Source organism: Nocardia stercoris (assembly GCF_003696265.1).
Lineage (GTDB): Bacteria > Actinomycetota > Actinomycetes > Mycobacteriales > Mycobacteriaceae > Nocardia > Nocardia stercoris.
Genome location: NZ_RFFH01000002.1, coordinates 477,999 through 490,435, shown reverse-complemented (window position 1 = coordinate 490,435; position 12,437 = coordinate 477,999). Strand labels below are relative to the sequence as shown.

Below are 12,437 nucleotides of genomic sequence, written 5' to 3'. Positions count from 1 at the left end.
AGCCTCACGGTGTGCCGAATTTCAGCCAGCTGCGCGTTCTCACCGACGACTTCCCCGCCAGTTTCCGCTTCTACCGTGACGTACTCGGTCTCCCTCCGCAGGAGGGGCACGACCCCGCCGGGCCGTACGGGTGTTTCAAGCTCGGCGACGGGAGCACCGATATCGCGCTGTTCGAGCGCGGGGCAATGGCCGCCGCACTGGGGGTAGCCGGTGACAATGGTTACGCCACAGCAGGATTCGGGTCGGTGCTGGTGATCCGGGTCGACGACGTGGATGCCGCGCACGCTGCGGCGGTCGCCGCGGGCGCGGACAGCCTGACCACGCCGGCCGACCAGCCGGGTTGGGGAACGCGGGTCGCGCACCTGCGTGCCCCGGAAGGAACCGTGGTCGAGTTCTGCAGCTGGTAGACGATCCGGCGCTCGCGAAGTCGGGCCGGCTCGACTAGATCCGCTCGGCGAGACCCGGGTAGTCCAGCACGAATCCGTTGTCGTCGACCGTAACGGTCGCACTCGACACCGGCGACAGCACATGGATGCCGTCGGGACCGCTCGAATAGGTGACGTGCGCCTCCTGGACCTGTAGTTCCGGCAGGCTCACGTAGACCACCGGGACGGTCACGTCCTCAGTGGCGTGGGCCATACCGTAACGGCGGATGGGGAGCGTGTTGAACAGCGGACTCAGCACCACGTCGGCGTCGACCGCGCCGCCGAAGGTCGCGCGGACGTGACTGCCGGCGGCGTCCACCAGCCAGTAGTTCTCCTCGTCGCGCGACAGCGAGGCGTGCCGTTCGCCGCCGGCCAGGGTGCTGCGCAGCGACAGCCGCCGGGTCAGGCCGCTCTCGTCGGTGACCAGATCGTAGGAGGCGCTGAACGCGGGGTGTTCCGCGCTCGCGCCGGCGATGATCCGGCCCGAGGCGCGGATCCGGTTGCCGGTGACGATGACTCGCACCGACTCCATCCGGGTGGCGTCGTGCGACCGCCAGGTGAGGATGGCCGGCCAGCGCGGCGTCGACACACCGCGCTGGCCGCCCTCGCCGGCCGACTCGCCCTGGGCTGGATTGCTCACCCCACTACGGTAGCCGGATCCGGGCTCGGCGCCGGTCACACCAGCGAGTCCAACCATGCGGCGTGCAGGGTCGCGTACCGGCCGCCACCGGTGATCAGGTCCCGCGGATCGCCGTCCTCCACGACGCGGCCGCCCTCGAGCACCAGCACCCGGTCGGCGATCGCGACGGTGGACAGCCGATGCGCGATGATCACCGCGGTGCGGTCGCGCAGCACCGTCTCCAGTGCGCGCTGCACCTGCCGCTCGCCGGGAATGTCGAGGCTCGAGGTGGCCTCGTCGAGCACGATCACCGCCGGATCCGCGAGGAAGACCCGGGCGAACGCCACCAGCTGCCGCTGCCCGGCCGACAGCCGGCCGCCACGTTTACGCACGTCGGTGTCGAAACCCTCCGGGAGCGCCGCGGCGAAGTCGTACAACCCGACCGCGCGGGCCGCCGCGTGCACCTCCTCGTCGGTGGCGTCCGGCTTGCCGAGCCGGATGTTGTCGGCCACCGAACCGGAGAACAGGTACGACTCCTGGGTCACCATCGCCACATCGGCGCGCAGCTGCGCGTCGGTCAGGTCCCGCAGATCGACGCCGTCCAGCCGGACCGACCCGGCGACCGGGTCGTAGAACCGGGCGGCCAGCTTGGCCAGCGTGGACTTCCCGGCCCCGGTCGCCCCGACCAGTGCGACGGTCTGCCCGGCCGGGACGGTCAGAGTGAACTCGGGCAGTACCTGCGGGGTGTGCGCGTCCGCGCTCGAAGACCGGCTCGGGTAGGCGAATATCACCTGCTCGAACCGGATTTCGCCGGCGGCGCGACCGATGTCGACGGCCCGCACCGGTTCCGGCACGCTCGGCTGTTCTTCGAGTACGCCGGAGATCCGTTCCAGCGCGGCCGCGGCCGACTGGTACGAGTTGAACACCTGCGCCAATTCGTCCATCGGGCCGTAGAACTGGCGCAGATAGAGCAGGAACGCGGCCAGCACACCGATCGCGGTGTCGCCGTGGATGGCCCGCCAGCCACCGAACAGCAGGATCACCACCGTGGTGGCACCGCTGATCGCCCGGATCAGGCCGATATAGGCGGCCATACCGCGCATCGCGGCGGCATTGGCGTCTCCGTACTCGGTGTCCTCGCCCGCGAGGATGTCCTGATTGCGGTGCTCGCGCCGAAACGCCTGCACCGCACGGATTCCGCCCATGGTCTCGACGAAATGCACCACCACCTTGGCGATCGCGGTCCGGGTCCGCCGGTATCCGGCGCGCTGACGACGCTGCGCCCAGCGGGTGACGTAGACCAGCGGCACGAAGCCGGCCAGAACCACCAGGGCCAGCGGAATATCGAGCCACACCAGGATCACCGCGATCGTGGCCACCGACAGCACCGCGCTCAGCGCATCGTTGAGCGCGCGTTCCAGCAGATCCTCCAGCGACTCCAGGTCGCTGGTGAGCCGGGCGACGATCTTGCCCGAGGTGTAGGACTCGTGGAATTGCAGGCTCAGCCGCTGCACGTGGGTGAACACCCGCATCCGCAGATCGAACAGCACGTTCTGGCTCAGCCGTCCCGACACCTGCACGAACGCGTAAGTCGTTGCGGCACCGACGATCGCGGCCCCGGTCAGTCCCGCCACCGCCAGGATCAGCGCGGATGCGTCCCCCGCCGTCGCCCGCGGCACCCCGGTGTCGATCCCGAAGGCCACCAGCAGCGGTGCCCCGACCAGCACCGCGTTGTCGACCGCCACCAGCGCCAGCGCGGCCAGCGCCCACCAGCGGTACGGCCGGACCAGTGACCACAGCAACCGCCGCGACCGCGCGGCGAGCGCGAGATTCGCTACGACACTGTCGGTTTCCTCGGCGGCGACACCGCGCCAGGACAGCGCGGGGTCGGGTTCGGTCGCGGTTGCCGCGGCCGTGCCCGACCGGCCGGCATCCGATTCGCGGATCCGATCGTCGAGCGATATCCGTTCAGTCTCAATCGATTCGGTCATTCTGTCGCACCTCCCATCGGAATTCGTGTGCGCGACACAGGTACATACCCGTGCCGCTTCGGTCGATTCGGGATCGCCCGCAAGGTCTCGTCGAGCGCATCGCTTCTTCCGCGGGACCGGAACTGCGTCGCCGCCAAGGGATTCACGTGCGGCTCACTACTTCGGTCAATGCGGTTGCGGCGCTGTCCTCGTCGGTCCCGCCCATCAGTTCCCGGTACCGCGGGCAGGTCTGCAGCAGCTGCTCGTGCGGACCGTCGGCGATGATCCGGCCCTCGTCCAGCACCGCCACCCGGTCCGCCCAGGCCGCCGTGGACGGGCGATGAGCGACCAGCAGCACCGTGGCACCGTCGAGCGCGGTGCGCAGGCGTCTCTGCACCTGTTCCTCGGTGGTGACGTCCAAGGCCGAGAGTGGATCGTCGAGCACCACGATGTGCCCGTCGGTGTGCTTCGACCGGTCCAGGACCGCCCGGGCCAGTGCCAGGCGCTGCCTCTGCCCGCCGGACAGGCTCAAACCCTGTTCACCGATGCGGGTGTTCAGGCCCCACGGCAGGTCGGCGACGAAGTCCGCGGCCTGCGCGACTTCGAGGGCCGTGCGCACCCGATCGGCATCGGCGTCGGGAAAGCCGAGCGTGATGTTCTCCCGCACGCTGGCCGAGAACAGCACGGGCTCTTCGAAAGCCACCGAGACCAGACCACGCAGTTCGGCCGTGCGCAGGGACCGCACGTCGACCCCGGCCACCGTCACCGCACCCCCGGTCACGTCGTACAGCCGCGGCACCAGGGCCAGCAGCGCCGACTTGCCGCTCCCGGTCGCGCCCACCACCGCGACGATCTCACCGGGCCGCAGGGCCAGCGAGACATCTTTCAGCAGTTCGTAATCGGCGTCCGGAAAGCAGAAAGAGACGTTCTCGAAACGCAATTCACCACGCAACGGCGCCGGCGGCGGCACCGGGCGCTCGGGATCCTCGATGTCCAAGGGGGTGTCGATGATCTCCCAATACCGTTCGGCGGCGGCGCGGGCCTGGTTCATCTCGGCGAGCAGGAAACCGAAACCCATGATCGGCCACTGCAGGAAGGTGGCCAGCGTGATGCCGGCGACCAGGGTTCCGATCGTCATCTGGTGCCGGGTCTCCAGGTAGCCGCCGACCGCGAGCGCAGCCGCGATCCCCAAGGCCGACAACAGATTCAAAGCCGTCCACAACCGAGCGGCCAGCCCGGTGATCTCCAGTTGCAGACCGCGCAGCGCCTCGGCTTCCCGCTCGAACCGCCGCCCGAACCACGGGCCGCGACCGAACGCCTTGAGCACCCGGATGCCCTGCGCCGACTCCTCCACGATGGTCGCCAGGTCACCGGACTTGTCCTGCGCCCGGCGCGCGGCCCGACCGTAGGACTTCTCGAACCGCGTCGCCAGCGCCACGAGCGGCACCGCGACCAGCGACTCCACCACGCCGATCTGCCAGCTGAACAGGAACAACACCAGCACACCCAGGATCACCGTGGCGCCGAGTGCCAGCAGCGTCGGCGCACCGAACGCGAAGAACCGGCGCAGCATGGACAGGTCGGTGACCGCGCGCGACGTCAGCTGCCCCGACTCGAGCCCGTCGTGCGCACCCACCGACAGCACCTGCAGCCGCCGAAAGAGCTTGGCACGCAAGCCGACTTCGAGTTCGGCGGCCGGAGCCGCGATGATCCGCCGCCGCCACCACGAGCTGACGGCACTACAGCCGGCGAGGACCGCCACACCGGACACCGGCAGCGCCAGCGCGCCGGCGTCACGGTGGGCGATGGGCCCGTCGACGATCGCGGCGGTGAGCACCGGAGTGAGGATGTCGCACACCATGCCGACCCCCGAGAGCAGCAGCGCGCCCAGGAAGATGTGGCGATACGGCCGGACCAGCGGCCCCATGCGGCGCAGCGCACCCGGGACCGGGACGGTTTCGACGAATTCGGTTTCGGCGGTGACCGGGTCGACGGCCAGAGCGACGGACAAGGTTCTCCCCTTCATCGGTCACAGCACGGATCGACCCCCACGACGGTGGGGGCTCGAGGACAACGGGATCAGTCCAGAATCCCAGGCTTGCCCGCCCGCGCCAACCGATTTTCCGGCGCACGACCACCCGGCCGGTCGGTATCGATCCTGCTCAGGGACCTCGAGGGCCGGTGATCACAACCAGGCAGGCAGCCGCGGCAGATCGCCGGTCAGTCCGCTGCCGTCGTGGCGGCCGATCAGCCAGGCCAGCAGTAGGGCCGCCGGGCCGCTGACCGTGGTAGTCGGGTCGTAGCCCACGGTGGCGGTGTAGCCGGTGTCGGTGGCGCGGATGGTGAAGCTCGGGGGCGCCGGATGTTCGGGATCCGAGGTCATGGGTTTGGCGCCGGCCGGGCGATGCGGCACTTCGGCGTGCAGGCCGGCGACGACCTCGGCGAGCATGCGGGCCACGAAGTCGACGGGCCAGTCGACGGGCAGGTAACCGATGTTCAGGTCGACGTGGTGGATCTCGGTCTCGCGCAAGCGCAGCCACGGCACCAGCTCGGCCGGGAACTCCTTGCCCGTGCGGGAGCGGACTGTCGCGTGCCAGCCGGATTCCGGCATGCTGCGGGCCAGCGCCAGCCAGCGGTCGGCGGCGGCACGCAGGTCGATCAGCTGTTCGGTGAGTGGGCGTGGCGCGCCGGCCTCGATATCGGCCTCGCGCAGGGCCGGGCTCGCGTACTGCGGGGTCTCGATGCCGGTGCGCGCCCACAGCATCAGGTTGACCAGGCCGTCGGCATTGCGGGACAGGTGCGCGAGTACATGCCCGCGGGTCCACCCCGGCAGGAGCGACGGCTGGGGAACGTCGGCATCGGACAGCGTCGCCACCGCGTCCAGGAGACGGCGTGTCGAGGCATCGACGGAGTCGAGAATCGCCGGGTGTGCGGCGAGGTCCGGCGTGTCGCTGATCACGTCCCGACCATACCCGTTGTACCCGTTTTCGCCCCGGCGACAAGACGTTCGGCGCGGCATATCCGCACCCCGGCGAGCACCAGCCATACGCTCATTCCGGCGACCTGGATCCGCTGCGCCACACCGAGCACGTAATCGCCCGGCAGGTTGTCCGCGACGAGCATCCACACGGTCACGACCGAGGCGAGGACGAGGATCCAGAGCCCGGCGTCGCGGCGCGGTTCCCGCCGGCCGTAGCGAATGCCCGCCGCGGTGCCCACGATCATGACGAGGAAGATCGAGATCACCGCGAGGGTGCTGGTGAGCGCGTGGATCTGATGCAGCTGCGGGAACAGTCCGTAGTCCACGTGCGGGCACGGATCGGGACGGCAGCGATGCAGCGGCAGCCGCGCGTCCGCCATGGTGGCCGCGCCGAACGCCACCAGCCCACCCCAGCCGACCACGGTCAGCCGCCGCCGCCGAAACACCAGCAGCCCAACAATTCCGGCCACCACCGCCAGCACTCCGGTGACCGTGTCGCCGACCGAATACACCCAGGCGAACTGCCGATCCGGTTCAGCCAGCTCACTGAGGAACGAGGTCACCGGATTCGGCCCACCGGGCAAGAAGAATTCGAGCACCCACGACGAGTACGTAACCCCGGCCGTACCCGTCAGCACACCGACCACCCACCGCCACCCCGACCGCCGACCCCGCGCGGCTCCCGTCGCCGCGCACACCGGTTGTCCTATCCCACCGGCTTCGGTCCCCGAGCCCGTACGGTCCCGCCTCGGCCCGGCGACGTCGGATCCCGAGCCCGCGATCGCCGGATCCGTCGCGGCGGCCTCGGTTTCCGCGTCCCGGCTCCGGCTGGTACCGCCGACCGACGCCCCGGATTCGCCGGGCGCACCGCCGCTCGATCCCGAGCGGGATGGTTCGGCGTCCGAGGTCGGTCCCGGCGCGGACCGCGGCGTACCGCGGCCGGAGTTCGCTCCGTCCAAGGTCAGCACGGGGGTCGCCGGTTCACCGTCGTGCCAGCGCGGCCTGTACCCGATCTGCTGCAAGGGCTGCTGATTCGTGTTCCCACACCCGCACCACCAGCCAGCCGGCGGTGGTCAGGCGGGCGTCGGTATCGCGGTCGCGGGCCACGTTGCCGGCCAGTTTCGCCGCCCACCACTCGGCGTTCCGCTTGGGGAAGGTCGCGTGTTCGGGGCAGCTGTGCCAGAAGCAGCCGTCGACGTAGACGGCCACCCGCAGGCGGGGAAAGACCAGGTCGGCGCGGCGGCGCAGGCCGGGCAGCGGGGCGCGGTCGACGAAGTAGCGGGCGCCGCGGCGGTGCAGTTCGCGGCGCAGGGCGATCTCGGGCGCGGTGTGGACCCGACGCTGCCGGGACATGCGCGCACTGGTGACCGAGTCGGTGGGCGGTGTCTTCACTGCTCCCGGCCCGGAAATCCGAGGAGACCGCCACCTACACTGCAGCGCCCCCGCAAACGCCGTTGTTCCCATCTGGACAGCATGAATCGCACCTTATGGGGTGCTGGTGAAGTGCGGGGCGCGTGTCGCGTTCAGGCGGCCTCCTGTGGATGCCCGCCCATCCGGTGCAGGTGATTCTCCACATCGGCGAGGAAGCCGGGCGGGAAACGCAGGGCGCCGCGTGCGGCGCGGCGCAGGAATCCGGCGGTCGCGCGAGCGGACAGCAGCCGGGCGTCGTCGAGGAACCAGCGCAGATCCTCGTACGGCGCGTGCACGGGCCAGCTCGACACCGGCACCTGCCGGACGGTTCCGGCGCGCCCCCACGCCGCCGACGGCCATTTCGTGCCGGGCATCGGTTCGCCGGTCAGCCACAGCGCCGGATCCACCTCGATGTGCGGTCCGTACGCCGGATCGATGGCCCGGCCGAGCGCTGCGGCGGCCGGATGCCGCAGCGCCGCAGCGTGATAGCCGAGCGCGGTGCCGGCCGGATGCCCCAAAGCTGTTCCGGTCGAACGACTTACGGTCAGCCGCCCGGAATCCGCTGCGGCGAGCCGGGATCCGATCCACTCGGCCATCCGGACGCTGACCGCGTTGCCCACCAGTTTCCATCGGTGCCCGGCACGCACTCCGGGCACGTCGACGGCGGCCAGCGTCCAGTCGGGGTCGAAACCCTGTAGCCGTTCGGCGTCGGTGATGCCGGGGGTGACGATCTCCCCCGACGGCAGCCGCACCGCGGGCGGGCTGGCGATCCCGAGTCCCGACCCGCCCTTGAGGGTCGGGACCGCGTTCACCGCCCAGCCGAGTCCGCGCACCCCCTCGGTCCAGTAGAAGCCACACGGATGGTCCGCCGCGTCACCGGGATGCCGGGGTCCGGCGTCGGTGCCGAACAACACCGGGCGCGGATCCTCGGTCCGCGAGGCCAGCATCAGCACGCGTTCGCGCCGCTGCGGCAGGCCGAACGCGCGGGCATCCACCACCCGATAGGCCCAGGCGTAACCCAATTCCTCCAGGGCCGTGGTGATGTGGCGCATGGCGTGGCCCTGCGCGAGCTGCAGCATGAACGGCACGTTCTCCATCAGCAGCCAGCGCGGGCCCTTGCGGCGGCGGACCAACCGGAACACCTCGTCCACCAAACCCGAACGATCCCCGGTGATTCCGGCGGTGCGACCGGCCTGCGACAGGTCCTGGCACGGGAATCCCGCTGCCACCACATCGATTCCGGCGGGCAGCGACCGTAATCGCTTCACGTCCGGGTGCAGTTCCGCGTCCGGGAACCCCGCGGCCAGCACGCCCCGCGCACCGGCGTCGATCTCGCAGAGCAGCTCGCCGTCCCAGCCGTGCGCGCCCAATCCGAGTTCGAGGCCGCCGATTCCGGCGAACAACCCGGCCATCCGACCTGCGGTGGCCTGGCCTGATCGCGCCGGATGGGTCGTCATGGCAGGCACGGTACCCGACGGCCGCAACGGCGATCACGGCCGATCATCGCAGCCACGGCCCGGTGGACAGATCGCCGTCGGCGGTGAACCGGCGCAGCACCAGCTGATTCGTCCCGTGTGTCTTGGCTTCGTAGAGCGCCTGATCGGCGGCATCGAGCAGCGCGGTGGGGTCCCGGCCGCGCAGCGGGCCCAGGACCGCGCCGACGCTCGCGGTGATATCGATGACCAGGTCGGCGATCCGGAACGGCTCCCCCAGCGCGGCCTGTAATCCGGACAGGATGTGCTGCACGCGGGCGACGCCGGTCGGCGGTGACACCACGGCGACGAACTCGTCGCCACCCACGCGGGCGAGGAAACAGCCGGTGTCCGCCACGGCCTCCTGCATCCGCTGCGCGACCCGGATCAGCAATTGGTCACCGATCAGATGACCGTGTGAGTCGTTCACCGGTTTGAAGCCGTCCAGATCCACCGCGCACACGGCGGCCGGGTCCAAGGAACCGGCCGCGGCGGCCGTCTCCTCCAGGTGTTCGAGCAGGTGCCGGCGGTTGGCCAGGGACGTGAGCGGGTCGTGCAGCGCTTGCCATTTCAGCGCCTCGGTGGCGTTGTGCCGTTCGGTGATGTCTTCGCCGAAACCGATCATGTAGTGATGCTTGCCCGACTTGGACACCGTCGGAACGGCGGTCCAGGCCGACCAGATCACGGTCCCGTCGGCCTGGGGCATCGGCCCGACCGAGGTGTAGAGCCCGGTCTGATGGGCCGCGCGGATCTGCTGCTGGACCTCTTCCTGCTCCTCCGCCGGGACCAGGAGGTGGCCGAGGGTGCCGCGCAGGTCCGCGGCGCGGTAGCCGGTCAGCCGCTCGAAAGCGGGATTGACCTCGTGGATCCGGCCATCGGGGTCGCCGATCGCGATGGCCAGGGAGGCGGTCCGGAATGCCGCTTCCAGGCCCTCGGACCGTTCTTCCGCGGCTTCGACCACCGCCGCGCAGAACCCTTCCCCGAACGCACCGGTGATCGCGTCCACCCGGTCGGCCGCGCCGTGCCCGGCCGCTTCGGCGAGGGCGCGCAGGATCGGCAGCGATCGTGCCAGCACGGCCGGATCGTCGGCACCGGATTCCACCAGCTCGACCGCGACCTGCCGGACGGCCGCGGTGTCGGGATGGTCGCCGTCGAGCGCGGTGGTCAACTGCTGTACGGCCGCGTTCACCGTGTCGGGGAGCGTGCCGGGCCGCACGCGCGGCAGGGGGCATTGCGAGAGACGCTCGAGCCAGACCGCAGCGATGCTCGCCGGCATGTCGCGGTACCTCCCTCCGGGCTCACCCGACGTGATCCAGAGTAATTGACGTCGGCTACGACGCTCGGTCCGCCCGGAGGTGCTCCCGGGTAGCCGCCGGTCAGGCCGACGTACGCACCGTGATCGCCATCCTCGGGACGGCCGGAACCGCACCCGCCGGACGCCGGTCCGTGGTGGTGGCGGAGGCCGTCGTGCGCGGCGGCCCCCGGCGAGGCCGAACCGGTCCCCCGGACGGTCCTGACGCTGACCGATCCGATGCCCGGCCCGGCTCGACCGCTACTCGACGCCGAGCACCTCGGCCCCCATACTGCTCGCCAGCACCTCGGTCGAGTACGCCATCAGCTGCCCGGCTTCCGCATCACGCAGATGCCGTTGAATCGGCGATCGCTTGAGATACCCGGAGGCACCACCGATCCGGACACCGAGCTGCGCCACCTCGACGGCGACCTTGTTCGCCAGGTACTTGGCGCGATCGAGGGTCGGGAAGAACAGCGGGATGCCGTGGTCGGCCTGCCACAGCGCCTGCTCGTAGAGAGCATGTGCCGCAGCGAGTTTGGCCTGCACATCGGCGACCTCGTGTTGCACCCACTGCTGATGCGAGAGCGGGCGGTCCAGAATGATCCGCGACTGCGCATGCGCGATCAAGGCCGCCAACGCCGCATCGGCGATGCCGAGCGAAATGCCCGGCAGCCCAGCGGGAATGACCGCGAAGTCACCGGGGCCCGGTGCCCGGCCCCGGAATTCGGCGGGCAGCACCGTGTCGTGGAATTCCAGCAACTGACTGCGGGTCGCACGCAGGCCCAGGGTGTCCCAGATCGGGATCACCGTGACCGTCTCGTCCGGCACCACACCGAAGAAAGTCGGTACACCGTCCACCCGGGCGTTCACCAGCAGATAGTCGGCGATCTCCGCACCCGAGACGAACCGCTTCGCCCCCGACAGCGTCCAGTCGGAACCGCGCGCCACCGCGTCCTGCTGCGGTGCCAGGAACCGGTTCCCGCTGGCCGGTTCCGACAGCGCGTTCGCGAATCGCTTGCCCGCCAGGAACTCCTCGGCGAAAAACGCGCCACGTGTCTGAAAGGTCAACTCCGCCAGCGCTACTCCCGCGCCGGTGTGCATGGTCCAGATGGTCGCCGTGGACGGATCGGCCGCGGCCAGGATCCGCACCAGCTGCCCGAACCCGAGATAGCTCAGGCCGCCGCCACCGACCGCGGCCGGTAGTACGGCACGGTTCACACCGGCGTGGTGTAGCGAATCCAGATGTCCCACCGCGATTTCGGCCCGTTCGTCGTACTCGGCGGCGACAGCGGCGAACTCACCCGCCAGCTTTCGCACGGTATCGAGCAGAATCTGCTCGGATTCCGGAACGGGGAAACAGAAGTGGGCATTGGTCACGCAAGCCTCCACACGGTAATGATCCGGCATTTCGCTGGACCTCACCAGGATACGAAGCGGGCGGTGAATCCGGCCGGAGTTTCACCGCGCGCGCCCAGGCCGGATCCGATCACATTGCGCGCGAGATGATCTCCTTCATGATCTCCGACGTGCCGCCGTAGATCTTGTTCACCCGGGCCGCCGCGTAGGCCCGGGCGATCGGGTACTCCATCATGTAGCCGTAGCCACCGAAGAACTGGACGCACTTGTCGACGACGGCCACCCCCTTGTCGGCGGCGACCAGCTTGGCCATCGAGGCGATATCGGGGCTGTTGTTCCCGTCGATGTAGGCCTGCACCGCGTGATCGACGGTGGTCTTGATCGAGAGCACCTCGGCCTTGAGCTCGGCCAGTTCGAAGCGGGTGTGCTGGTACTTCCACAGTTCCCGGCCGAAGGCCTGCCGCTGCTTGACGTACTTCACCGCCTCCAGCACGGCGGCCTCGGCCATGCCGGCGCACACCGAGGCGATCGCCAGCCGCTCGCGAGCCAGCTGCTCCATCAACTGGTAGAAGCCGAGGCCCTCCTGGGCACCGAGCAGATTGGTCACCGGCACGCGCACGTCGGCGAAGAACAGCTCACGCGTGTCCTGGCCGTGTTGGCCGACCTTCTCCAGCACCCGCCCGCGTTCGAAACCCGGAGTGCCGGTCTCGACGACGATCAGCGAGACGCCGGCCGCGCCCTGGCTCGGGTCGGTCTTGGCCACCACGACCACCAGGTCGCAGTGGGATCCGTTGGAGATGAACGTCTTCGACCCGTTGATCACGTAGTGGTCGCCGTCGCGGAGCGCGGTGGTCTTGACCGCCTGCAGATCCGATCCGGTGTGTGTCCCGTGCACGGCTTGATAGTTCAGG

General features: G+C 69.9%; 10 protein-coding genes and 1 pseudogene. 1 reads left to right on the top strand and 10 read right to left on the bottom strand.

Going from position 1 to position 12,437, the window contains the following annotated elements; genetic code table 11:
* The first annotated feature begins 11 nt into the window (after positions 1-11).
* Positions 12-407, top strand: a complete 396-nt coding sequence (locus EBN03_RS07655; RefSeq protein WP_122187192.1) for a VOC family protein — start codon at positions 12-14, stop codon at positions 405-407.
* Positions 408-441: 34 nt separating this feature from the next.
* Here the strand turns inward: EBN03_RS07655 and EBN03_RS07650 are convergent, their stop codons facing one another.
* The 10 genes and pseudogenes from EBN03_RS07650 to EBN03_RS07600 all read right to left on the bottom strand — a co-directional run.
* Positions 442-1,065 (bottom strand): putative glycolipid-binding domain-containing protein, encoded by a 624-nt coding sequence (locus EBN03_RS07650; RefSeq protein WP_267899261.1) that lies wholly within the window; start codon positions 1,063-1,065, stop codon positions 442-444.
* A 35-nt stretch (positions 1,066-1,100) separates the two neighbouring features.
* Positions 1,101-3,035: an ABC transporter ATP-binding protein gene (locus EBN03_RS07645; RefSeq protein WP_122187190.1), complete on the bottom strand. Its 1,935-nt coding sequence runs from the start codon at positions 3,033-3,035 to the stop codon at positions 1,101-1,103.
* 142 nt (positions 3,036-3,177) lie between these two features.
* Positions 3,178-5,025 carry an ABC transporter ATP-binding protein gene (locus tag EBN03_RS07640; RefSeq protein ID WP_233608229.1) on the bottom strand — a complete coding sequence of 616 codons (1,848 nt, stop codon included), beginning with the start codon at positions 5,023-5,025 and terminating at the stop codon, positions 3,178-3,180.
* Between the two features lie 174 nt (positions 5,026-5,199).
* Positions 5,200-5,973: a maleylpyruvate isomerase family mycothiol-dependent enzyme gene (locus EBN03_RS07635; RefSeq protein WP_233608228.1), complete on the bottom strand. Its 774-nt coding sequence runs from the start codon at positions 5,971-5,973 to the stop codon at positions 5,200-5,202.
* Positions 5,970-6,632, bottom strand: coding sequence for a DUF998 domain-containing protein (locus EBN03_RS07630; RefSeq protein WP_233608227.1), 663 nt, complete (start codon positions 6,630-6,632; stop codon positions 5,970-5,972). The genes EBN03_RS07635 and EBN03_RS07630 overlap by 4 nt, the downstream gene beginning before the upstream one ends.
* Positions 6,633-6,975: 343 nt before the next feature.
* Complete coding sequence (locus EBN03_RS07625; protein ID WP_233608252.1) at positions 6,976-7,347, bottom strand: very short patch repair endonuclease; 372 nt, start codon at positions 7,345-7,347, stop codon at positions 6,976-6,978.
* Between the two features lie 170 nt (positions 7,348-7,517).
* Positions 7,518-8,816 (bottom strand): DNA cytosine methyltransferase, encoded by a 1,299-nt coding sequence (locus EBN03_RS34925; protein ID WP_233608251.1) that lies wholly within the window; start codon positions 8,814-8,816, stop codon positions 7,518-7,520.
* Between the two features lie 88 nt (positions 8,817-8,904).
* Entirely contained in the window at positions 8,905-10,152 is a 1,248-nt protein-coding gene (locus EBN03_RS07610) for a sensor domain-containing diguanylate cyclase (RefSeq protein WP_122187186.1), read from the bottom strand.
* 276 nt (positions 10,153-10,428) lie between these two features.
* Positions 10,429-11,547 (bottom strand): acyl-CoA dehydrogenase family protein, encoded by a 1,119-nt coding sequence (locus tag EBN03_RS07605; protein WP_233608226.1) that lies wholly within the window; start codon positions 11,545-11,547, stop codon positions 10,429-10,431.
* A 109-nt stretch (positions 11,548-11,656) separates the two neighbouring features.
* Positions 11,657-12,406 (bottom strand): annotated as a pseudogene (locus EBN03_RS07600) (acyl-CoA dehydrogenase family protein); the annotation flags it as partial.
* Positions 12,407-12,437: the final 31 nt, after the last annotated feature.